Source organism: Sphingomonas sp. IBVSS2, from assembly GCF_002127225.1.
In the GTDB taxonomy this organism is placed as follows: domain Bacteria; phylum Pseudomonadota; class Alphaproteobacteria; order Sphingomonadales; family Sphingomonadaceae; genus Sphingomonas.
The window spans coordinates 12793-37381 of record NZ_NFUR01000008.1 but is presented as its reverse complement, the minus strand read 5'-3'; the positions used below and the strand labels follow the sequence as shown (position 1 = coordinate 37381).

General features: G+C 68.5%; 12 protein-coding genes. 6 read left to right on the top strand and 6 right to left on the bottom strand.

Annotated features, from left to right (window positions below; all coding sequences use genetic code 11):
• Positions 1–48 precede the first annotated feature (48 nt).
• Genes nagE through CAP40_RS19375 form a run of 6 tightly spaced genes read right to left on the bottom strand, consistent with a single transcriptional unit; the run spans position 49 to position 10115 of the window.
• Positions 49–1731, bottom strand: a complete 1683-nt coding sequence (gene nagE, locus CAP40_RS19400) for an N-acetylglucosamine-specific PTS transporter subunit IIBC (protein ID WP_086131218.1) — start codon at positions 1729–1731, stop codon at positions 49–51.
• Positions 1728–4196 carry a phosphoenolpyruvate--protein phosphotransferase gene (ptsP, locus tag CAP40_RS19395; protein WP_086131274.1) on the bottom strand — a complete coding sequence of 823 codons (2469 nt, stop codon included), beginning with the start codon at positions 4194–4196 and terminating at the stop codon, positions 1728–1730. The genes nagE and ptsP overlap by 4 nt, the downstream gene beginning before the upstream one ends.
• Positions 4196–7108 (bottom strand): beta-galactosidase GalA, encoded by a 2913-nt coding sequence (galA, locus tag CAP40_RS19390; protein WP_086131217.1) that lies wholly within the window; start codon positions 7106–7108, stop codon positions 4196–4198. Before galA ends, ptsP begins: the two co-directional genes overlap by 1 nt.
• Positions 7105–8241: an N-acetylglucosamine-6-phosphate deacetylase gene (nagA, locus tag CAP40_RS19385; protein ID WP_086131216.1), complete on the bottom strand. Its 1137-nt coding sequence runs from the start codon at positions 8239–8241 to the stop codon at positions 7105–7107. Before nagA ends, galA begins: the two co-directional genes overlap by 4 nt.
• The gene (locus tag CAP40_RS19380) at positions 8238–9239 is read right to left on the bottom strand and encodes an SIS domain-containing protein (RefSeq protein WP_086131215.1); all 1002 of its coding nucleotides are present in this window, start codon (positions 9237–9239) and stop codon (positions 8238–8240) included. The genes nagA and CAP40_RS19380 overlap by 4 nt, the downstream gene beginning before the upstream one ends.
• 39 nt (positions 9240–9278) lie before the next feature.
• Entirely contained in the window at positions 9279–10115 is an 837-nt protein-coding gene (locus tag CAP40_RS19375) for a GntR family transcriptional regulator (protein WP_256924391.1), read from the bottom strand.
• A gap of 372 nt (positions 10116–10487) precedes the next feature.
• Here CAP40_RS19375 and CAP40_RS19370 point away from each other — a divergent pair, with 372 nt between their 5' ends.
• From CAP40_RS19370 to CAP40_RS19345, 6 genes are all read left to right on the top strand, one after another.
• Positions 10488–13229, top strand: coding sequence for a TonB-dependent receptor (locus CAP40_RS19370; protein ID WP_086131213.1), 2742 nt, complete (start codon positions 10488–10490; stop codon positions 13227–13229).
• Positions 13230–13409: 180 nt separating this feature from the next.
• Positions 13410–15719, top strand: a complete 2310-nt coding sequence (locus tag CAP40_RS19365) for a beta-N-acetylhexosaminidase (RefSeq protein WP_086131212.1) — start codon at positions 13410–13412, stop codon at positions 15717–15719.
• On the top strand, positions 15716–18286 hold the full coding sequence (locus CAP40_RS19360; protein WP_086131211.1) for a glycoside hydrolase family 2 protein: 2571 nt from the start codon (positions 15716–15718) through the stop codon (positions 18284–18286). Before CAP40_RS19365 ends, CAP40_RS19360 begins: the two co-directional genes overlap by 4 nt.
• Positions 18283–20814 (top strand): glycoside hydrolase family 3 C-terminal domain-containing protein, encoded by a 2532-nt coding sequence (locus CAP40_RS19355; protein ID WP_086131210.1) that lies wholly within the window; start codon positions 18283–18285, stop codon positions 20812–20814. The genes CAP40_RS19360 and CAP40_RS19355 overlap by 4 nt, the downstream gene beginning before the upstream one ends.
• The gene (locus tag CAP40_RS19350; protein WP_086131209.1) at positions 20811–22223 is read left to right on the top strand and encodes a glycoside hydrolase family 125 protein; all 1413 of its coding nucleotides are present in this window, start codon (positions 20811–20813) and stop codon (positions 22221–22223) included. The genes CAP40_RS19355 and CAP40_RS19350 overlap by 4 nt, the downstream gene beginning before the upstream one ends.
• Positions 22220–24535 carry a GH92 family glycosyl hydrolase gene (locus tag CAP40_RS19345; RefSeq protein WP_086131208.1) on the top strand — a complete coding sequence of 772 codons (2316 nt, stop codon included), beginning with the start codon at positions 22220–22222 and terminating at the stop codon, positions 24533–24535. Before CAP40_RS19350 ends, CAP40_RS19345 begins: the two co-directional genes overlap by 4 nt.
• Positions 24536–24589: the final 54 nt, after the last annotated feature.

The following is a 24589-nucleotide window of genomic DNA, read 5'->3' as shown; positions in this document are numbered from 1 at the left end:
GCTTGTCATGTCCCGCGCAAGAGAGATTCTCCCATTGGGGTGCTTTCGTCACGTTCGGTCCACGACGAGAAGATGGAAGGTCCTTGCCGCGGGCATGATCACGGCGCGTGCATTGGCGGCCAGCGCGTCTCGATCGACGATATCGGGATCCTGCACGACGACACGTATCCGGCCGGGCCGATGCGATGCATCGACCAGATTGGCCGCGCCTCCCAAGGCGGCCGTGATGGCGGCGGGAAGCGGAATCCCGGCCTTGGTGCCTGGCTGGACAGGCGCCGCCGGCGCCGGGCGCCCGACGAGATCGCGCATTTCCATGGCCAGCGTGTCCGCGATACCGCCCACCACGACCTGGAGATTGTTGTCCGCCAGCTTCAGGATCCCGCGTGCGCCGAGTGCGCGCAGGCCGGGCTCGTCCAGCGCCGACATATCCTCGACACGCAGGCGCAAGCGCGTGGTGCAGGCGTCGATGGTGCGCAGATTGCCGGCGCCTCCCAGCGCGGCGACGATCGCGCCGGCCCGGTCGCCTGCCGGTGCCGCCACGGGCACGGCGCCTTCCTCGACGGCCCCCCGGCCCGGCGTCTTCAGGTCGAATTTCAGGATCGCCCAGCGGAAGAGCCCATAATAGATCGCCGCATAGGCCAGGCCCACGGGGAGGAGGAGCAGGGGATGGGTGGCGCGGCCATAGTTCAGCACATAGTCGAACAGGCCCGCGGAGAACCCATAGCCCAGCTTCACGCCGAGCAGGTGCATCACGACATGGGCGAGACCGGTGAGCACCGCGTGCGCCACATAGAGCGCGGGCGCCAGGAACATGAAGCTGAACTCGATCGGTTCGGTAACCCCGGTGAGGAACGAGGTGAGGGCAAGGCTGAGCAGCATCCCCCCGACAGCCTTGCGCCGTTCCGGCACGGCGGTGTGGTACATGGCCAGGCAGGCGGCGGGCAGGCCGAACATCATGACCGGGAAGAAGCCGCTCATGAAGGCGCCGGCGCTGGGGTCGCCTGCGAAGAACCGTGTCAGGTCGCCGGTCTTCCCGGCATATTCGCCCACGACGAAATAGGCGATATTGTTGAGAATGTGGTGCAGGCCGGTGACGATCAGCAGCCGGTTGAGCACGCCGAAGGCAAACAGGCCCCAGCCGCCCGCGGCGACCACGCCGCGGCTCAGCACGTCGATCCCTCCGCTGATCCAGTCATAGGCCGGGCCGAGCAGCGCCCCGATCGCCAGGCCGAGGACGCCGGCTATGATCGGCACCAGGCGCCGGCCCCCGAAGAATGCCAGATAGTCGGGCAGCCTGGCGGTCGAGAAGCGATTGTAGCAAGCGCCGCCGACCAGCCCGGCGACGATGCCGACCGGAACCTGCAGTTTGTCGATCGTCGCGGCCTTCCATGCGGCGGAGAGCGCGGCGGCGATCGCTTCGTCGGCGCCGGGCGGGATCGTTGCCGGCGGTACCGCGAGGAACACCTTGGCGGCATTGCCGATCACCAGATAGCAGACCACGCCCGCCATGGCCGCCGCGCCATTGCCGTCGCGCGCAAAGCCCGTCGCGACCCCGACGGCGAAGAGCAGGCCGATATGCGCGAAGATCGCATCGCCCGCCGCACTCATGAAGGGGAGGTCGAGCAGGTCGGGCTGGCCGAGCCGGAGCAGGAGCCCGGCGATCGGCAGCACTGCGATCGGCAGCATGAGCGCACGGCCGAGCGGCTGGAGGAAGGTGAGGGGGGACTTCATGCGGAAAGCTCCTCGGCGAACCGACGCGCCAGCGCCCGGACTTCGGCTGCGGATGCGCAGGCCAGCGCCTGCCGGGCATGGTCGGACGCGGCGTTGACGGTGAGTGTGGTGACAAGCGCCTTGGTGAGCGCCACCTGGGCCGGCGGGACGGAGAGTGTGCGCACTCCCAGCCCGATCAGGATGGGCGCCGCCATGGGATCGGCGGCGAGCCCGCCGCACACGCTGACCGGTGTCGAGCCGGCGCGGGTGCAGGTTTCCGCGATCAGGCGCAGAACCCCGGGATGAAGGCCGTCCAGCATTGCGGCGACCGCGGCATTGCCGCGATCCGCGGCCAGCGCATATTGGGTGAGGTCGTTGCTGCCGATCGACAGGAAGTCTGCCTCGGCGGCGATGAGGTCGGCGCCGATCGCGGCGGCGGGCGTCTCGACCATCGCGCCCAGGGCCACTGCCGTGTCGCCGCGCAACCGATCGAGCACCGCGCGCACCGCGGCCATCTCATGGGCGCTGGCGATCATCGGGACCATGATGCGCAAGGGCCCCTGAACCGGCAGGCCGAGAATCGCCGACAATTGGGCTTCCAGGATCTCGGGACGGGACAGCGCGACACGGATGCCGCGAAGGCCCAGCGCCGGATTCTCCTCGGCCGGAAGGCTGAGATAGGGGGCGGGCTTGTCGCCGCCCACGTCCAGGAGCCGCACCGTGATCGGCCGTTCCGGCAGCGCCTCGAAAATGGCGCGGTAGGCCGCGCTCTGCTCGCCGATATCGGGGGCGGCTGCTCGCTCGAGGAACAGAAACTCGGTTCGCAGCAGCCCGCAGCCGTCTGCGCCGGCCGCCATCGCTGCCTGCGCATCGGCGACGGAGCCGCAATTCGCCTGCACCGAAACCGTTATGCCGTCGGCGGTATGCACCATCGCGGCGCCGATCGTCCGCGCCCGGGCTTCGACGGCGGCGCGGCGGGCCCTGGCGGTCGCCAATCCTTCGCGTGCCTGCGCGTCCGGGTCGATACGCACGAAGCCCGAATCGCAATCGATCAGCAGGCTGGTGCCTTCGGCCACGGCTTCGAGCGGCGCGCCGAGCGCAACGATCATCGGCAGGCCGATTCCGGCCGCGAGAATGGCGACGTGCGCGGTGGGACCGCCCCGGGTGAGCGCGATGCCGGCGATCCGATCGGTGTCGAGCGCCGCGAACTGCGACGGCAGCAGATCGTCGGCAAGCAGGATCGCGCCTTCCGGAGGCTTGGTCATGTTCGCCCTGGTCCCGAGGACCGCATGGGCGATCCGCTCGCCGACATCGACGAGATCGGCGCTTCGTTCCGCGATGCGCGCGTCGCTGGAAGCGCGCAGGATGCCGGCCTGGGCCTCCGCCGCGGACAGGATCGCGAATGCCGCGCTCTCGCCCGAGTCGATCCGGGCCAATGCCGCATCGATGAGGCTGGGATCCTCCAGAATCGCCCGATGCGCGGTGAATACGTCCGCTGCCTGCCCTTCGCCCTGGGACTCCGCCTCGAGCTCGGCCCATACCGTGCCGATCCCCTGTACGAGGTTGCTCCGCTCGATCATGACGCCTGCGCCCAGGCGGGTCGGGGCCGGCCGATTGGTGCGCAGCCAGGCGGCGGGCCCCATCGCCAGGCCCGGCGCGGCACTGACGCCGCCAATGGCGCCTTCGGGCACGATGCCTTGCGATCGCGCGACAATGGCCGTGGGGGCGTCCGTATCGTGTTGCAGCACCGCCAGGACGCGTGCGATCGCCTCGTCGGCATCCGCGCCGCGCGCCACGATGGCCACCGGGGCGCCATGTCGCAGGCCCAGTCCGAGCATCGCGATCGAACTCGCGGCGGAAGCCCGCCGCTCGCCGCTTTCCAGGAAGACTTCCGCCCGCAATTCGCGAAGCGCAGTGGCGATCCGCGCGGCGGGGCGGGCGTGAAGCCCGTGCGCGAGCGCGACGACGGCTTCGTGACGCCTCGCCTCGCTGGCCGTCGCCTGTGGGCGGGCGACGCCATTGGCCACCGCGCGCGCGCCGATCCGGAGCACCGTCTCGCCGACCGCCACCATGCCGCCGGTATGCCGCGCCAGGACATCGACGCCCGGGCCGGTCACGATGACCGGCGTGGCGGCGGCGCTCGCGCGCAGAGCCAGCTGATCGAGGTCGAAGCGCACCAGCGGATCGCCGGCGGCGACCCTGGCGCCGGGCGATACCAGGACTTCGAACCCCTGGCCCGCCATGCCGACGCTGTCGATCCCGATATGCATCAGCAGCTCCACGCCTTCGGCAAGGGTGAGCGTCACGGCGTGGCGGGCGGCATGAATGGACGAGATCGTCCCGGCGCAAGGGGCGTGCAGCGTGTCACCGATCGGCTCGATCGCCAGCCCATCCCCGACCATGCCCTGCGCGAACACCGGATCCGGGATCTTCTCCAGCGGGATCACCCACCCGGCGAGCGGTGCGCCGAGCTCGACTTCGATCATCATCGTTTCCTTTTGTCCTCGGTGATCGTCACGGCGCCCGCCAAGCCCGTGGTCTGGCCGGGCGCGACCTGGACCAGCAGCACCACCGTCCGCGATCCCTCTCCCGCACGGCAAGGCGCGGAGAGGGGCCTCGGCGCCTGTTCGTGTTTCTCCGCGGCAAGAACGCCATCCACCCAGACCTCCGCGCGGCCGACGACGGTGCCGAACCGAAGCTCGCCACCTGCCCTGCGAACGGCACGGCGCGGGGTGACGGTCGCGCGATAGGCGCGCCAGCCCGCCTTCGCTTCGGGTGCGAAATTATCGCCCGGCGTGACGAAAGCCCATGCATTGTTGTCTCCGTCGCGTGGCGCGAGCGAGGGATCGGGGCGCTCGGACAGTGCCGGCGATCGCCGCCAGGCCGTGATGACCTGGAGCTGCGCCTCCATCGCGACTTGCGCGCGGGGCGCGCGCGCCACTTTCTCCACTATCGCCCCTGCCGGGCGAAGCGACGCCGCCTCTGCGCGCACCAACAAGGGGCCCGCGCCGGCATCCGCCTGCACGATGACCTGTGCAAGCCCATGGAAGAGCGATCGGGAAGGGGCCTTTTCGGAGGCATGGCTGTTCGGGTCGCCATTGCCGACGCCGATGATCGTGCCGCCGTGCACGGTGAAATGGGCGAGGCAATCCGCATCCGGGACGTGCCGGCCGAGCCGGTCGACCGCATCGACGGTGAACGGTTGGACGTCCTCGCCATCCGCCGCCATCCTTCGCCGCGCCGGCGTCAGCCTGAGCGCAACGGGCTTCCCCACCGTTTCGTGCGCGGCGCGGGCGACTTCGCGGCCCGCGCGATACGCGATCGCCTCGATCCGCCCGGGCGCATAGGGCAATGTCCATTCGTTGCCGTTGATGCGATCGACGCGCGCCTCGCCGATCGTCCGGCCATTCAGGCGCAGCGTCACGCTGTCCGCGTTGCTCGTCACCAGCAGCTTCATGGGCTGGCCTTCCCGGCCCGGCCAGGTCCAATGAGGGGCGATCGCCACGACGGGGATATCGTCGCGCCATTGGGCACGGCGGATGTCATGGGCGGTCTTGGGAAAGCCGCAGAGATCGAGGATGCCGAAAAAGCTCGACGTGGTCGGCCAGGCGAAGGGCGTCGGTTCGCCATGATAGTCGAAGCCGGTCCATACGAAGCCCCCGGCGACGAAGGGGCGGCCGGCGATCTCGGCCCAGCTTCGGCGATGGGTCGCACCCCAGTCGGCGGCTTCGGTGTCGAGCGAGGACAGCACATGGGCCGCCGGATCGCTGGCAAAGGCGCCGCGCGTCATCATCGCGCTGGTATCCTCGGAGCTGAGGATCGGCTTGCCCGGGTTCAACCGATGATAGCGGTCATAGTCGTTCGGATAATAGTTGAACCCCATGACGTCGACGACCTGCGACACGTTCTCGGGGTCGTAGAAGGCGCCGTTCATGGCGGCGGTGGTCGGGCGATGGGGATCGAGCCGCCGAACGGCGGCGACCATCCGGCGAACCATTTCCACGCCGGCATGGGTGCCCTGCATCGGTTCTTCGTTGAATACCGACCAGAGCATCACGCTGGGATGATTGCGGTCGCGCCGGACCATCCATTCGAGCTGGGCGAGATAGTCGGGCGCGGGATTGAACCTCCGGTTCTCCGCCATCACCAGGAAGCCCATCCGGTCGGCAAGATCGAGCAGTTCGGCGGCGCAGGCATTGTGCGAGCAGCGGATGGCGTTGCAGCCCATGTCCTTCAGCCGCGCCAGGCGCCAGGCGAGCAGGGCATCGGGCACCGCCACGCCAACGCCGGCATGATCCTGGTGGAGGCAGACGCCCTTCAGCTTGATGCGCCGGCCGTTGAGCGACACGCCCAGATCGGGATCGAAATCGATCGTGCGAAAGCCGATGGCCAGATAGCGCGCATCGGCGGGCGACCCTGTCCGGGTAACCCGAACCACGAGCCTATGCAGCGCCGGACGCTCCAGCGACCAGAGCCGCGGCTGCCCGGCGGCGAGCGTCAGCTTCGCCTCGCCGCGTTCGAGCGCGGCCACGCGGGCCGAGATGCGGGTGCGCGCGGTCTCCTGGCCTTCCGGGTCCAGCAACACCGCCTCGATCGCCACCTCGGCCTCTTCCGCCGCTACGCTTTCGAGCGTCACCGATACGGGCAACTGCCATTGGCCGTCCTTGCCGCGCACCGGGCGCGCATGGATGCCATCCGTGGCGATCGACACCGCCGGGCGCCGGGCCAGCCAGGCATGCCGATAGATGCCGGCGCCTTCGTACCACCAGCCTTCCATCACGGTGGCATCGACCCGTATGGCGATGACGTTCAAGGCATCGCCGAACCGGGCGAACGGCGTGATATCGATATAGATGCCGGTATAGCCGGACCAGCTATGAGCGACGACATTGCCGTTGACCCAGATGGTGGCATTGGTGGCGATCGCGCCGAACTGCACTTCCAGCCGCTGGCCGCGATCCGCCTCGTCGAGCCGGAATGTCCGCCGGTACCAGCCGATGCCGCGCTCGCGATAGCCCTGGCTGACATTGGCGGTTTCGACGACGGGCTGAAACGACGCCCAATCGTGCGGCAGCGCGACCTGCTGCCAGTCGCTGTCGTCGAAATCGAGCGCCGCGGCGCCCGGTGCGGTGCCGGCCTTCACGCTCAGATAGGTGTCGTTGTGCGTCACCGGGGCGGCGGCCGGCACTTCGCCTTTATGGAAGCGCCAGCCGAGATCGAAGCAGGTCCGCGAGGGATCGGTCTCGGGCAGGGGCGGGGGCAGCACGTCGCTCGGCGGCGGCATGGGCGGCCCGAAGCCGGCATCCGGGGCGCGCGGCATGGCCGCCGCCGGCGCGCCGGCCAGGATCGTCGCGATCCCGGCCGAGTCGCCGAGAAGGGCGCGCCGCGTGCAGTTCATGCGGCACGCTTTCCTTCGATCCAGGTTCCGCAAGGCCTGAAGTCGCGGTCCAGTCGCACCCAGTCCGCGCGGAAGCCCGGTGCCAGGGTCCCCCGCTCGCGATCGAGGCCCAGAAAGGCGGCGGGGTTGGTCGATGCCAGTGCCGAAGCGGTCTCGCCGCGCAAGCCGAGCATTCCCACGCTGTTGGCGACGGCGCTCGCCATGTCGAGATCGGCGCCGGCAAGCGTGCCGTCGTCGTAAAGGGCCTTGCCATCGGCGACGCGAATCTGCCTCCCTTGCAGGACGAAATCCTTCTCGATCGCGCCGACCGAGGGCATGGCGTCGGTGACGAGCATCATCCGCTCGAGTCCCCGCGCGCGGATCGCGATGCGCAGCATGGCGGGGGACACGTGCACGCCGTCAACGATCAGCCCGCACCAGGGCCGGGGATCGTCGAGCGCCGCGCCGGCAATTCCGGGCTCGCGATGATGTAGCGGCGGCATGGCATTGAACAGATGGGTGACTCCCGTCACACCCGCTCCGAATGCGGCACGCGCTTCCGCATAGCCCAGGTCGGTATGGCCGGCGCTCACCCTGACTCCGGCAGCGACGAGCGCCGCGATCGCGCCGGCATCCGCGCATTCGGGGGCAAGCGTCACCATGACTACGCCGCGATGCGGCCTGGTGAGAAGCGCCACCATTTCCGCATCGAGCCGACGGAAATGCGCGGCATCGTGGATGCCCTTGCGGCGGGCGGAAAGGCAGGGCCCTTCGATATGGATGCCGACGACGCCGGCTATGCCCGCGGCGATCGCCGCATCGCTCGCCGCAAGGGCCTGGGCGATGCGATCGGGGCGATCGCTGATCAGCGTGGGAAGGAAGGCCGTGGTTCCGAAGACGGCATGGGCGGCGGCGATCCTGGCGATGCCATCGACGCTGGGATCGTCGTTGAACAGCGTCCCGCCGCCGCCATTGACCTGGGTGTCGACGAAGCCCGGCATCAGCCATCCGCCGTCGAGGTCGATGGCGTCTCCGTCCATCCCCCGCAATGGCGAGAGCGCTGCGATGCGCCCGTCCGCCACATGGATTTCCGCGCCCTGCCAGATCAGCCCGTTGACGACCACATTGCCATTGCCGAAGCGATAGGGGCTCATTGGGTCCGGGTGACCTTGGCGAGATAGGGCGGCTGATCGGGGTCGAGCCCGCGCGCGCGCGACAGTCGTTCGACAAGGCCATAGAAGCTGGCGAGCTGGAGGATCGGCTCGAGCGCCGGATGCATCGCTTCGGCGGGGAGCGGCGAAGTCCCTCCGGCGCGCGCCGTCAGCACGATCGCGCCGCGCCCCCGGAATTCCTCCGCCATCGCGGCGACGCCGTCGCCCGCGGCGTCGGAGGTCGCGAACGCCAGGATCGGGAAGCCGGGGCCGACGATGGTCATCGGTCCATGGCGGACCTCCGCGGAACTGAACGCCTCCGCCTGGATCGCGCAGGTTTCCTTGAACTTGAGCGCGGCTTCCTGCGCGACCGCGAAGCCATAGCCGCGTCCGAGGACGAACATCTGCCGTGCGGCGGACAGCGAGGCGACGCCGGCGCTCCAGTCCAGCGCCACCGCGCGGGACAATGCTGCGGGAAGCGCCTCCACCCCGGCGGCGAAATCCGCATCGCCCGACCAGGCCGCCACCAATGCCGCCATGGCCACCATGGCGGCGATGCACGACTTGGTCGCGGCGACGGAGCGCTCGGGTCCCGCCCATAGCGGCAGCAGCGTATCCGCGCACCGGGCAAGCGGGGATTCCGCATCATTGACCATCGCGACGACAGGGATGCCGGCGTCCCGCCAGGCATCGACCGTCGCGAGCAGGTCGGGGCTGCGGCCGGACTGCGATATGGCGAGGCACAAGGCGTCGTCCGTCGCGACCCGCGCCGCGAATACCGACGCCACGGAAGGGGCCAGCGAAGCGACCGGCACGCCGATCATGGTCTCGATCAGATATTTCCCATAGGTCGCCGCATGATCCGAGGATCCGCGCGCGCAGGTTCCAACGAGATGGAGCGGCCTATTGCGCAACCGCTCTCCCAATGCGCCGAACGCATCGCGATTTTCCGCGAGCTGCCGCGCGACGGTCGTCGGAATTTCCTGTGTTTCCTGCCACATGAGGCTAGGCGCTGTCGAAATGCTCGTGATCGTCACTGGCTAGAGATCCGTGAGTTCGGCGACGAAATCATACGTGTCGCCGCGATAATAGGATTGGGTGTATTCGACGGGCCGGCCGTCGCGCAGGAAGCCGCATCGCTCGATCAACAGCCCGGGCGTGCCGGCTTCGACACGGAGCAGGCGCGCCTGGGAGCCGGTGAACGGCACCGCGCGCAGCCGCTGCAGCGCACGTACGGGGCGATGGCCGGTGAGGGCGAGGGCCGCATAGAGCGATTCCGAGACGTCATCGATCCCGCTCAGGCAATAGCTGGGGACGGTGGAGAACTCGATGGCCATCGGCGCGTCGTCGGCGATCCGGACGCGGTGGAACCGCATCACCGGCGCGCCCGGCGACAGGTTGAGCTGCATCGCTTCCACCGGGGTAACCGCTCCCGCAGCCCGGAGAATCCAGGCACTGCTCGGCAGCTGGCCACGCGCGGTCATCTCCTCGGAGAAGGAACTGATCCGGGAGAAGTTCTGCTCGATGCGGCGGGTCACCGTCGTGCCCGCGCCCTGCTTGCGCGTGAGCAATCCGTCTTCCGCCAGTTCGGCAATGGCCTTGCGGATGGTGATGCGCGACACGCCATATTCGGCGGCGAGATCGCGTTCGGGCGGGAGGGCTGCGCCGGCTTCCAGCCGCCCCTCCGTGATGGCCCTGCGCAGCATGTGCGCGAACTGCGCGTAGAGCGGCTTGCGGTCGCGCGGCAGGAGTTCGCCCAGTCGCGCGTTTCCATCCAGCTGGGGCAGGGATGCCGGCGCGGGCGCGGCGTGTATCCCTGAGCCCTGGAGGGCGATGCCGGCGGTCATGCCGGGAACCCGCCCGGACGGCGTTCGCATGTCGTGCGCGGGCGGTTCGACAAGAGACCAATCATGCCGAGCGCATGCGCTCGGCAGAAGCGCCGCGACCGCGCGATCGGGAACTGCGCAGACATGCCCGTGTCGTTCATTTTTCCTCTCATCCGGCTCGAATCGTCCGGCGCAACATCAGGGGAAACTAAGCAAATGTCATGCTTCATTTTCATACACAAAACAAATTTCCAAAAATCCGTTGCGTGATTGGTTCGTTCGTGGTTACACACTGGTCCCAAGGCGTCCCGGCGTTGGATTCGGCAGAATCGACCAGGAGAGGCGTCAGAGAGACGTTCTGTATCCGCAGGGAATCTGGGCTGGCGTCGTCAGTCCTGCGATGCAAGCGAGGGGGTTATGTCAATGAATCTACGCCTGAAATTCCTGATCGGTACGGCGCTGACCTGCGCCGCGATGCCTGCCTGCGCGCAGGATGCCGTGCCGTCGCAGCGTGAGGACGGCTCGAACGGCGAGATCGTCGTCAATGGCATCCGCAAGAGCCTTCAGGACGCGATCGAGACCAAGCGGCGCGCCGATTCCATCGTCGACGTGATCAGCGCCGAGGATGTCGGCAAGCTGGCCGACAGCAACGTCGCCGAATCCCTCGCCCGCCTGCCCGGCGTGACCGTCGACCACCAGTTCGGCGAGGGCGAGCAGCTGTCGATCGCGGGCGTGGAGCCGGCGCTGAACCGGTTGACCATCGACGGCCATTCCGTCGCCTCCGCCGATTGGGGCGGCAACCCCTCCGATCGCTCCAGCCGCTCGTTCAACTATTCACTGCTCTCGCCCACCATCATCAGCCAGGCGGTGGTCTACAAGACCCCCGAGGCGCGGCTTCAGGAAGGCGCGATCGGCGCCAGCGTGGACATCGTCACGCGCAAGCCGCTGGACCTCGATCCGAACACCGTCGCGGTGACGGGCGGCGGCGAGTATAACAGCCGGGCGAAGCGCGGCAGCTTCCGCGGCTCGGCACTGTACAGCTGGCGCAATGAAAGCGGCACGATCGGTTTCCTGGGCGCGGTCAATTACGACAAGGAGCAGCTCAGCCGGGCCGGTTCCGCGGTCTATTGGTATCGTACCGGCGACGCCCTCCTCGAACGCTACGCGCGCGACGGTTCGGGCAACATCCTCTATGGCGCGGACGGCCGCGTTCCCGGCGGTCCGACGCTGAACGGCCAGTTGCCGAACGCGGCGATGATCGCCGAGTTCAGCAAGGCGCGCGTGGCGTCTTTCCTCGCCCGCGAATTCTTCCGGCAGGAGCGCGAGCGCATCGGCTTCTCCGGCGCGCTCCAGGTGCGTCCCGCCGACAATCTGACGCTCACCGCGACCGGCCTCGTCATTCGCGGCAATTACGACAATCTGTCGAACTCCGAATATACCTATGGCTATGAAGGGTCGCTCCTGCAGAGCGCGACCTATGCGAACGGGATGGTGACCTCGGCGACCTTCGCCGGCATCACCGGCAACGGCGCCACCGGCCAGCTCGACACCAATTTCCGCCGGACCCGCGTCAAGAACGACTCGATCGCGCTGATGTTCGACTGGAAGCCGGGCGCGTGGGAGATTTCGGGCAATTTCGGCGCGACCCGCGCATCGGGCGGCAAGGATCCCGAATATCTGCTCGACTTCCGCACGAAACAGGGTTTCACGTCCGGCACCAACGGCAGGAATACCTATGTCAACTGGCAGTTCCCGGCGAGCGACGCGTCGCGCTGGCTGAGCAATTTCACGGCGCTCGGCGGCGAGAACCAGGGCGAGCCCGCGGTGCTCGCGGCCAATGGCGGCCGCCCGTTCTTCGGCCGGCAGATCGGCGGCATCACCTTCGCCGAGAAGACGCGGGACCAGGAGCTGTTCGGCCAGGCCGACGTCGCCCGCGCCGTCAATCTTGGCCCGATCAACAAGATCCTGTTCGGCGCGCGCTTCGCCAGCCACACCAACAGCAGCACCACCCTTGGCGGCGCCGCGTTCACCAACCAGAATTTCACGCTTGCCGATCTGAACCCCTATGTGCTCGACGCCGATCTGTACAACGGCCTGGGCGTGAGCGGGAACGGCACGCCCTACGCCACGCTGGACGCTGACGCGATCCGGCGGACGCTGGAGAAATACGGCACGATCAACGTGAACCGCGGCCTGTCCAAGGACCAGTATTTCCGCGTCCGGGAGAATATCCTCTCCGGCTATGTGCAGGCCAATTTCGAAGCGGGCCGCTTCCGGGGCAATATCGGCGGCCGCTACGTCTTCACGCGCGACCGTTCGGAATTCTACGTCCAGAGCGGCGGCATCTTCGCGCCGACCACCGTCACCACCGACGACAAGCGCTTCCTGCCGTCGGCCAACCTGATTTTTCAGGCGGGTGAGAATGTCGTGCTTCGCGGATCGGCCGCGAAAGTGATCGCGCGTCCGCGCTATTCGGACCTTGCCGGCTCGCTCTCGCTCGACGACACCAGGCGCAGCGGCAGCGGCGGCAATCCAAACCTGAAGCCCTATGCGGCCACCAATTTCGGCCTGTCGGCGGAATGGTATTTCGCGCCGGCGAGCTATATCTCCGCCGAGATTTTCTATCGCGACGTCTCGAACTATATCGGCAACGAGACGCAGGACGGCGTCCAGATGACGAACACCGTCACGGGCCGGACGCAGACCTATTCGATCTCGCGCCCGGTCAATGGCGGCAAGGCGAAGGTCACCGGCTTCTCGCTGACGGCCAATGCCAATCTGATCTGGGGCTTCGGCATCCAGTCGAACTATACCTTCACCGATGCCGATACGGGCCTGCCGACCGGCCTGCCGTTCCTGTCGCGCGACGTCTTCACGATCGTGCCCTATTTCGAGAAGGGGCCGTTCCAGGCTCGTGTCAGCTACAATCGGCGTTCGAAATATTTCTATCGCTTCGGCCGGCAGCAGTCGCAGGATTATACCGACGGCTATCGCCAGCTCGACGCGTCGGTCTCGGTCAATCTGACGGACAAGCTGCAGGTCAGCGCCTCGGCATCGAACCTGCTCGACGAAACCTATTATCAGTACAGCTCGGATCCGAAGTTCCCGACTGCGGTGTACAAAAACGGTCGCGTATATTCGCTGAGTGCGTCGCTGCGCATGTAGGCGCGTTCCGGGCGCGGCGGCATCGTTGCCGCGCCCCGTTACCTGGGTGTTCCCTGATGCCGGTGTCTCTCCAAGTCTGGCATTCGAACCTCGCCGCCCGCGGTACGCCGCGGGCGGCTTTTTGTGCGCTTCGGCACGCTCTACGAATCCTGGCGCAGCCGCAGGAAAGGATTTCCCCCGATGAATGAACGCCGCCGTACCGGACTGATCCTGCTCGCGTCGCTGGCGCTCGGCATCCCGGACGTGGCGGCGGCGGATCCGCTGCCGCTGGTGCCGCTGCCGGCATCGGTGGTTCCCGCCAAGGGGAGCTTCACGCTGGGCCCGGACCTGCGGATCGGCGCGGAGCCGGGCGACCGGGGAGCGGCGTCCGCCGCGCGCCTGCTTGCGGCGCAGCTGAAGGTCGTGCGCGGGATCGCACTGGTCCAGACCAATGGCCAGGCGGCGGTGCGCTTCGTCCGTGACCGGCGGATAAAGGGGAAGGAGGCCTATCGGCTGACCGTGGATGCGAGTGGCGTCACCATTGCCGCATCCGGCGATGCCGGCCTGGTCTGGGGCGCGATGACCCTGGCACAGCTCGCCAGCCCGGATGGGCGCTTCGGCCAGCCCGCCACCATCGCCGGCGTCGTGATCGAGGACATGCCGCGCTTCGCCTGGCGCGGCCTGATGGTGGACGTCGCCCGCCATTTCCAGCCGATCGAGGAACTCTACACCATCGTCGACCAGATGGCGGCGGTGAAGCTCAACACGCTGCACCTGCATCTGACCGACGACCAGGGCTGGCGCTTCGAAGTGAAGCGCTATCCCAGGCTGACCGAGGTCGGGGGATGGCGGCTGCCGCCTTCCGCCGGTGGCCCGGTGGGCGACAAGGTCGGCGGTTTCTACAGCCAGGCGCAACTGAAGGCGCTCGTCGCCCATGCCGCGGAGCGCGGCATCACGATCGTGCCGGAAATCGATCTGCCGGGGCATGCCCAGGCGCTGGTGGCCGCCTATCCCGAATTCGGCGTGTTCGGCGACCGGCCCCCGGTGAGCCACGACTGGGGCGTCAATCCCTATCTGCTCAATCCGGGCCCGGAAGGCGTCGCGTTCGTCAAGGCGGTGCTCGACGAACTCATGGCGGTCTTCCCCGGCACCTATATCCATCTCGGGGGGGACGAGGCCATCAAGGACCAGTGGCAGCGCAGCCCCGCGGTGCAGGCACAGATCGCGGCGCTCGGCCTCAAGGACGAGAATGGGTTGCAGAGCTGGCTGATCGACCAGTTCGGCGCCTATCTTGCCGGCAAGGGGCGGCGCTTGATCGGCTGGGACGAGATATTGGAGGGCGGGCTCCCGCCTTCCGCCTCGATCATGTCGTGGCGGGGCGAGAAGGGCGCGGTCGAGGCGGCCAATGCCGGCCATGACGTCGTGCTGTCGCCCGCGCCGATCCTCTATCTGGATAGTTTGCAGAGCGACCGTAGCGACGAGCCTCCCGGCCGGATCACCATCCAGTCGCTCGAGACGGTCTATGCCTATGAGCCGCTGCCCGCGGGCATCGCTCCCGACAAGGCGCATCACGTGCTGGGTGCCCAGGGCAATGCATGGAGCGAGTATCTGGTGACGCCCTATCAGGTGCAGCACATGCTGTTCCCGCGCGCCGCCGCGATCGCCGAAATGGGCTGGACCCCCAGGCAGCGTCGCGATTTCGCGGATTTCCTGCCGCGCGTCGATGCACAGATGATGCGTTGGCGCCGGGGCGGCGTGGAAGTCGCGGACAGCGGCTTCGCGGTCGGCTTCAAGCTCGACGGCACGCGGGGGGAGGCGCTGCGCAAGGGCAGGGCCAGGCTCTCGTTGGCAAGCCAGATCCGGTACGGCACAATCCGCTACACCGTCGACGGCAGCGTGCCGCAGGCGTCCTCGCCGGTCTATGCCCAGCCGCTCGACATTGCCTTCGGCACGACGATCCGCGCGGCCGGCTTCCGCGAGGACGGCACGCCGATCGCGGCGCCGCGCAGCTTCGAGGTGACGCGTGCCGCGCTGCTCGCCCGCAGCGCATCCGAAATGGTCGCCTGTCCCAAGGGCGCGCTCGGGCTGCGCGTGCCGCTTGCTTCCGAGGCGGCGGCCAACCAGCCGGCATTCAACGTGAACCTTTTCGACACCTGCACGGCCTATCCCGCCGCGCCGCTCGACATCGCGCCCGCCTTCGTCGTGGATGTCGCCCGCCTGCCGCGCCATTACGGCCTCGCCCATGATTTCAAGGCAGTGCGTGCGCACTATAATGTGACGCCCTTCGGCGAACTGGTGGTGCAGGTCGGGTGCACGGACAAGGATGCGAAGCCCGTGGTCGCGGGAATCTTCCCGTTGCCGGACCCGGGCGCCGCGCCGCAGCGCTTCACCTTCCGCGGCGCGCTGCCCCGAGGCATGGACGACCGGGACATCTGCTTCCAGTTCACCGCGCCGACTTCCGGGCCCTTCTATGCCGTCGAGAAGGTGCAGCTGATGGAGCAGGGCGAATGAAATGGCTCGTCGCACTCCTGCTCGCACTGGCCCCGGCGGCCGCGTTCGCCGCGCCGAAGGCGATAACCCGGCTGGACACCGGCTGGCAGGTGCGGATCGCGCCTTCGGACAAGGCGGCCGCAGCGGCACATCCCCGCGCGGCGCGCTGGATCCCCGCGACGGTGCCCGGCAGCGTGCAGCAGGATCTGATCGCCGCCGGGCTGGTGCCCGATCCCTATCGGGGCACCAACGAGGGCGCGATCCAATGGGCCGGCCTGACCGACTGGGAATGGAAGCGGACCATGACGGTGACGCCCGCGATGCTCGCGGCCGACCATCTCGACCTGGTCTTCGACGGCCTCGACACCTTCGCCGAAGTGCGGGTCAACGGCACGCTGCTGCTTGCCGCGGACAACGCCCATCGCCGCTGGCGGGCGGATGCGAAGCCGCTGCTGCGCGCGGGCGTCAACGAGATCACCGTGGTGATCGCTTCGCCGATACGGCGGCTCCAGCCGATGGTGCTGGCCGAGGCACATCCGCTTCCCGGAGAGTATGACAGCGCGTTCGGGGACGAGCCGAAGGGTCGCCAGACCTCGCCCTATGTCCGCAAGCCCAAATATCAATATGGCTGGGACTGGGCCCCGCGCATCGTGACTGCCGGCATCTGGCGGGAAGTGCGGCTCGAGCAGTGGGACGCCGCCCGGATCGATCGATTCAGGGTCGAGCAGGAGGCGCTTTCCGACGCCGAGGCGCGCCTGCTGGTGCGGCTGGAGGTGGTTGCGGGAGCTCCGGGCGCACGGCGCGTGCGGCTGGTCGTGACGACGCCGGCCGGCGGGACCGTGACGGTCGATCGTGCCATCGTCCTGGCGCTGGGGAGGAATCTCGTCTCCGTCCCGGTCACCCTTGCCGATCCGAAGCGCTGGCAGCCGGTCGGCTATGGCGATCAGCCGCTCTACCGGGTGGAAGCGGAGCTAGAGGGTGCGGACCGTGCCGCCACCCGCATCGGCCTGCGCACCGTCGAGCTGTTGCGCGACGGCGGCGCCTTCGGCTTTCGCATCAACGGGATTCCGATCTTCGCCAAGGGTGCCAACCTCATCCCGTTCGACAATTTCCCCGCCCGGGTATCGGCCGGGAAGATGCGGTCGATCCTCGCCGATGCGCGGGCGGCCAATATGAACATGATCCGGATCTGGGGCGGCGGCTATTATCTCGACGACGCCTTTTACGATGCAGCGGACGAGCTCGGCATCCTCGTCTGGCAGGACTTCATGTTCGGTGGCGCGGTGACGCCGCCCGACGCCGCCTTCCGGGACAGCGTAGCGAACGAGGCCGACGAGCAAGTGGCCCGGCTGGCCAATCATGCGTCGATCGTCTTGTGGGCGGGCAACAACGAAGTCCTGTCGGGCTGGGAGAACTGGTCGGACCGCAAGGCGTTCAAGCAGGCGGTGGGCCCGGGGGAGCGCGAGCGGATCGGCGTCGGCATGGCGGTGTTGTTCGACCGGGTGCTGCGCGACGCGGTGACGCGCAACGCGCCGGGGATTCCCTATTGGCCCGGCTCGCCCTCGACGGATTACCGCGGGCCCGTCGACACCGATGCGAGCGGCGACCGGCATTTCTGGGACGTCTGGTCCGGATCCAAGCCCGTCGAGCGCTATCTCGACTCCTGCCCGCGCTTCATGTCGGAATATGGCTTCCAGGCCATGCCCGGGCTCGCGACGATCCGCGAATTTGCCGGCGAGGGGCCGTTCACGCCGGACAGCCCAGTCCTCAAGGCGCACCAGAAATTCCTGGCGGGGGAGGGCAATGGCCGGCTCCAGCTCTATATCGACCAGCGCCTGCGCCCCGCTCGCGATTTCGCCGATTTCGTCTATCTCAGCCAGGTGAACCAGGCCCAGGCGATCGAGATGGCGGCGCTCCACCATCGGGCCTGCCGGCAGGTGACGATGGGATCGCTCTATTGGCAGCTCAACGATAGCTGGCCGGGGATTTCCTGGTCGAGCATCGACCATGCCGGCCGCTGGAAGCTGCTCCATTTCGCCGCGCGGCGCTTCTTCGCGCCCCAGGCGATCGTGGCCGAGCACAAGGACGCAGTGACGCGCGTCGTCCTGGTGTCCGATGCGACCGCGCCGATCGCGGCGCGCTGGCGCGTGCGCGCGATGACGATGGACGGGCGGTCGCTCGGGGAGCGGGCCGCGGAGATCAGCCTGGCGCCGCTGGCCGCGACCGAAGTCGAGCGGATCGACGATGCCGCCCTGTTCCGCGACGCGCCGGCCCGCGCCAGCTTCGCGGTGGCCGAGCTGCTGATCGGCGGGCAGGTCGTGCACCGCACCATCGTGGAGCGCGCGCCGCCGGGGGAGATGGCCTATCCCGCGCCGGGCCTGCAGGCGCGCTGGAACGGCGACAGCGTCACGCTGTCGGCCACCGGCCTCGCCCGTGCGGTGATGCTCGACTTCGGCACGGTCGCGGCCCAGCCGAGCGACAATGGCTTCGACTTGCTTCCAGGCGAGAGCGTGACCGTCTCCATCGCGTCGCAGGCCGGCCGTCCGGCGCTGGCACGCGCCCTGACCCTGAGGAGCCTTGCGCGATGATCTGGCTCCTGCTGGCCCAGGCCGCGCCGGCTGCCGCCGATCCGGTCGTCGAGGCCGTTGCGGCGATGACGCTGGAGGAGAAGGCGGCGCAGCTCCAGTCGACCGCCCCGGCCGCGCCCGAGGCCGGGCTACCGGCCTATGACTGGTGGAACGAGGGCCTGCACGGCCTCGCGCGCAACGGGCCGGCCACGGTGTTTCCCCAGGCGATCGCGCTGGCGGCGACCTGGGATGCCGATCTGCTGCGCCGGGTGGGCGACGTGGTGTCCACCGAGGCGCGGGCGCGCTTCAATGCCCGGCCGGCCGGCGCCGATCGCCGCATCTATGAGGGGCTGACGATCTGGTCGCCCAACATCAACATCTTCCGCGATCCGCGCTGGGGCAGGGGGCAGGAAACCTATGGCGAGGACCCCTATCTGAGCGGCAGCCTGGCCGTGGGCTTCATCCGCGGCCTGCAGGGACCCGATCCGCGCGCGCCCAGGGTGATCGCCACGCCCAAGCATCTCGCGGTGCACAGTGGCCCCGAAGCGGGTCGCGACGGCTTCGACGTCGATCCCTCGCCGCGCGATCTCGAGGCGACCTATCTCCCCGCCTTTCGGATGGCGATCACCGAAGGCAAGGCGCGATCGGTGATGTGCGCCTATAATGCCGTGCACGGCGTTCCCGTCTGCGCGCTGCCGGCGCTCATGGTGGAGCGGGTGCGGCGGGACTGGGGGTTCCAGGGCTTCTCCGTCTCCGATTGCGATGCCGTCGCCAACATCCATCTGTTCCACCATTATCGCCTGGGCGGCGCGGCGGCGTCCGCGGCGGCGCTCAAGGGCGGGACCGACCTGAATTGCGGCTCCGCTTATGGTGCGCTTCCCGCTGCGGTGCGCCAGGGCCTGCTGCGCGAAGCCGAGGTGGATGCCGCCCTGGTCAAGGTCCTCACGGCACGGCGCGACCTGGGCATCGCCTTTGGCGCGCGCTCGCCCTGGTCCGCCATCCGGCCCGAGGAGATCGCCACGCCGGGCCACCAGGCGGTCGCGCTCGAAGCGGCGCGCAAGGCGATCGTGCTGCTGCGCAACGAGCACGCGCTGCTGCCGCTCGATCCGCGCACCCGGCTGGCGGTCATCGGTGCCAATGCCGACGATCTCGGCGTGCTGCAGGGCAATTATCACGGCACCGCCGTGGATCCCGTCACGCCGCTGGCCGGCCTGCGGAAGCGTTTCGCCAGCGTCTCCTATGCGCAGGGCTCGATCCTCGCGGACGGCGCGCCGGTCGTGATGCCGGGCACGGCGCTGCGGGAGCTGCGCGCCGAATATCAGGTCGATGGCAAGACCGTCCTGGCGCGCGCCGAGCCCAGGATCGACCTGGACTTCAATCGCGCCGCACCGGGTCCCGGTGTTCCGGTCACCGGCTGGCAGGGTCGCTGGACGGGGCGCTTCGTGCCGCCGGGGCCCGGCCGCTACCGCCTGGTCCTCGATCAGGCCCAGTGCTGGAAGGACTGCACCGTGCACGACACGGCCACGCTCACCCTGGGCGGGCGCGTGCTCCATGCGGGAGCGCTGCCCAAGGGGCGCGTGGAGCTGACGATCGACAGCGACGGGTCGCCCCAGCCGATCGCGCTCGAGCTCGATCATCGCAGCGAGGACGAGAGCCTCCGCCTCCTCTGGCTGCCGCCGGCCGAGCCGTTGCTGGCCGAAGCGGTTGCGGCGGCAAAGGCGGCGGAGGTGGCGGTGGTGGTCGTCGGCCTCTCGCCCGACCTCGAGGGCGAGGCACTGCAGGTTCAGGTTCCGGGGTTCGTCGGCGGCGATCGCACCGACATTGCCTTGCCCGTGCCCCAGGCGCGCCTGGTCGAGGCGATCCGGGCGACCGGCAAGCCGATGGTGCTCGTCCTGGCGAGCGGCAGCGCGGTGTCGGTGGAGCCGAGCCAGGCCGATGCGATACTCGCGCTCTGGTATCCGGGCGAGGCGGGGGGAACGGCGCTGGCCGATACGCTGGTCGGCGCGAGCAATCCCAGCGGGCGCCTGCCGGTGACCTTCTATCGCGCGACCGGCGATCTGCCTGCCTTCATCGACTATGGCATGAAGGAGCGCACCTATCGCTACTTCACCGGGCAGCCGCTCTGGGGCTTCGGCCATGGCCTGAGCTATACCCGGTTCAGCTATTCCGCTGCCGCGGCGCGCGCCGGCAAGACCGGAGAGCCGGTGACGCTCACGGTCCGGGTCGCCAATGCCGGCAGTCGTTCGGGCGACGAAGTGGTGCAGGCCTATATCGTGCCGCCCGCCGACGACGAAACGCCGACCATGACCGATCCGGTCCTGCAACGGCAGCTCGCCGGCTTCGCGCGCGTGTCGCTGGCACCGGGCAAGGGGCGGACGCTGTCCTTCACGATCGATCCGCGCGGCTTGTCGAGCGTTGCGCGCGACGGCACCCGGCGCGTCCTGCCGGGGAAGTATCGCATCTGGATCGGCGGCGGCCAGCCCGGCGACGGACCCGGGCAATGGGTCGAGGCGATTTTGTCGGGCAGCGCGTGGGAGCTCCCGAAATGATGGACAGGCGCAGCATGCTCGCCGCGGGGTTGGCGTTCGCCGCGCCGCGCCCGGCATGGGCCATGACCCCGTCCTTCGCCTCGCAACGCCCTCCCATAGGCGAGCGTCGCTTCACGAGCCCGGCGGTGGAACGTGAAATAGCGCGCGTGTCGGCCCGGATCGGTGATCCCAAGCTCGCCTGGATGTTCGCCAACGCCTGGCCCAATACGCTCGACACCACTGTCCTGCGTGCCGGCGAGCAGGACAGCTTCGTGGTGACCGGGGACATCCCCTGCCTCTGGCTGCGCGATTCCTCGGCGCAGATGAAACCCTATCTCCACCTGGCCAGGGAGGATGCCCGGCTCGCCATGCTGCTGCGCGGCCTGATCGCGCGCCATGCCCGTTCGGTGCTGATCGATCCCTATGCCAATGCTTTCATGGAGGATCCGCTGGCAAGGACGAGCCTTTCCTGGGCCGTCAACGACGATACCGAGATGAAGCCGGGCGTCGCGGAGCGGAAATGGGAAGTGGATTCGCTCTGCTACGTCATTCGCCTGGGCCATCAATATTGGCGCGCGACCGGCGATACCCGCCCCTTCGATGCGACCTGGGCCCAGGCGATGCGCGCGATATTGCGGACCTTTCGCGAGCAGCAGCGCAAGACGGGCCCGGGGCCCTATCGCTTTCGCCGCAATGCGCCGCAGCCGACCGAGACCTTGCTGTGGAGCACCGGCAATCCCACGCGGCCGATCGGGCTGATCCACTCCGGCTTCCGTCCGTCGGACGATGCCTGCCTCTATTCCTTCCTGATCCCGTCCAACCTGTTCGCAGTTACCGCGCTGCGCGAGCTGGCGGAGCTGTGCTCCGAAGCGCGTCCCGATCCCGTGCTCGCGGCCGAAGCCCTGGCGCTCGCCGCGGAAGTGTCCGCCGCCTTGCGCGCGCATGGCACCATGCGCCTGCCCGACGGCCGGCGCGTCTGGGCCTATGAAGTCGATGGCTATGGCAATGCGGTCTTCCTGGACGATGCCAATGTCCCGTCGCTTTCGGGCCTGGCCTATCTGGGCTGCGCGAAGCCGAATGACGCATTGTGGCGCAGGACGGCGGATGCGGCATGGAGCGAGGCCAATCCCTGGTTCTTCAAGGGGCGCGCCGCCGAAGGCATTGGCGGGCCGCATGTCGGAAGCGGCCAGGTCTGGCCGATGTCGCTGATCGTCCGCGCGCTGAGCGCGCGCGACGATGCGACGATCCGGCGATGCCTGAAGACGCTTCGCGACACCGATGCCGATACCGGCTTCGTGCACGAAGCCTTCGACAAGGACGATCCCTCGATCTTCACTCGCAAATGGTTCGCCTGGGCCAACGGCCTTTTCGGCGAGCTGATCGTTCATCTGGCGGACGTGCGCCCGCAGATATTGAAGGAACCGCTATGAACCTGTCGCGTCGCCAGCTTTTCGCCGGCACTGCCCTGGGGACCGTCGCCGCGGCCTTGCCGCCCGTCCCGGCGATCGCGCCGGCAACGCCCAACCTCTTCATCGGCACCGGCGGCGATGGGCATACCTATCCCGGCGCCACGCTGCCGTTCGGCATGGTCCAGCTTTCGCCGGACACCGATGTCGAGCGCTGGGATACCTGCTCGGGCTATCATCGCAGCGACACCTCGATCATGGGCTTCAGCCACACGCATCTGTCGGGCACCGGCATCGGCGATATGCTCGACGTGCTCGTGGTGCCGACCCGGGGGCCGCTGCATCTGTTGCCGGGGCCGCTCGCCGATCCGGATGCCGGCTATCGCCAGCGCTTCTCCGCCGAGCATGCCGAGCCGGGCTATTATCGGGTGAAGCTCGAGAGCGGCGTGCAGGCGGAGCTCACCGTCACCGAGCGCACCGGCTGGCATCGCCACAGCTTCCCCAAGGGCCCGGGTCATATCCTGATCGACCTGTCGCATATGATACGCGACAAGTCGGACCAGGGGTGGCTGGTCGACGACGCGCATCTCGCCATCGATGCCGACGGCACGCTCACCGGCGGCCGCCGGGTGTTCCGCTGGGCCAAGGGACGGCGGATCTTCTTCGCCATGCAATTCTCCCGCAAGCCCGATCGCATCGCATTCTATGGCGACGACGATGCCGAACAGCCGGCCGGCGCCCAGCGTGTCGCCGGGAAGCGCGTCAAGGCGGCGCTGTTCTATGACGATGCCGGCGCGGCGCCGATCCTGATCCGCTGCGGCATCTCGGCAGTGGACGTCGCCGGGGCCCGGGCGAACCTGGCGCCGAACGCGACGCACTGGAATTTCGATCGGGTGCGGAACGCGGCGGCGGCGCGGTGGCATGCGGCGCTGGGCGGGATCGCGGTCGAGGGCGGCACGCCGGACCAGCGCGTGGTGATGGCATCCGCCTTCTATCATGCGCTGCTGGCGCCCACGCTGCTCTCCGACGTCGATGGCCGCTATCCGGGGCTCGACGGGAAGATCCAGCAGGTGCCGACGGATGCCGCCGCCTATAGCAGCTATTCGCTCTGGGACGTCTATCGCGCGCAGCTGCCGCTGCTCACGCTCGTCGCGCCGGAGCGGAGCAAGAGCTTCGTCGACGATCTGATCCGCCAGACGGCGCAGTCGCCCTTCGGTCCGCTCGTCTGGCCGCTCCAGGGCAAGGAGACTGGCACCATGATCGGCTGGCACGGCGTGGTGCCTCTCGCCGAGGCACAGGCAAAAGGCATTCCCGCCGATTATGCCGCGGCATGGCCGGCGATCCGGCGTCGCAGCTTCGACTTCTCCGCGCCCGACAAGGACAACAGCCTGGGCCGCGACCTGTACGATGCCAAGGGATATGTGCCGGCCGACAAGGTGTTCGAGAGCGTGAGCCGGACCCAGGAATATGCCTATGACGATTGGGCATCCTCGCATCTGGCGCGCGCAGTGGGGGCGGGGGAGGACGCCGAGCGGTTGCGCAAGCGCTCCGGGAACTGGCGCAACGTGATCGACGGCAGGATCGGCTTCGCGCGCCCGCGGTTCGACGATGGCAGCTGGTGGCAGCCCTATGATCCGATCCAGCTCGGGCACATGCCCAAGCCCTGGTGGCGCGACTATACCGAGGCGAATGGCTGGCAGGCGACGTTCCTCAACCAGCACGACGTCTATGGGCTGATCGCGCATATGGGGGGCGATGCCGCCTTCGAGGCGAAGCTCGATGCGCTGTTCAACGCACCGTCGACCCTGCCGGCCAATGCGCCGCCCGACATTGCCGGGCTGGTGGGACAATACGCCCATGGCAACGAGCCGGACCAGCATGCGCCCTATCTCTATGCGTTCACGGGCGCGCCCTGGAAGACGCAGGCAATGGTTCGCCGGCTGTGCACCGAAATGTACCAGAACGCGCCGAAGGGCATCATCGGCAATGACGATTGCGGCCAGATGAGCGCCTGGTTCGTGTTCTCGGCGCTGGGATTCTATCCGGTGGACCCTGTCGAGGCCGTCTATGTCTTCGGCTCGCCGCTCTTCACGCGCGCCAGCATTGCCCTGGCGCAGGGGCGCACGCTGACCATCGAGGCGCCCGGCAACTCGGCGGCGACGCCCTATGTGCACGCGGTCAGCTGGAACGATCGCCCCTGGTCTAAGAGCTGGATCTCGCATGCCGATCTCGCCCGGGGCGGAACGCTGCGCTTCACGATGAGCGCGAAGCCCAATCCGGCGTTCGGGCGCGCGCCGAAGGATCGCCCGCCGTCCGGCGGCCGGTTCCCGGCATGAGCCCGGAAGCCGGCATCGTCGCGCACATGCATGCGCCCTTCTCGAAAAGGCCCT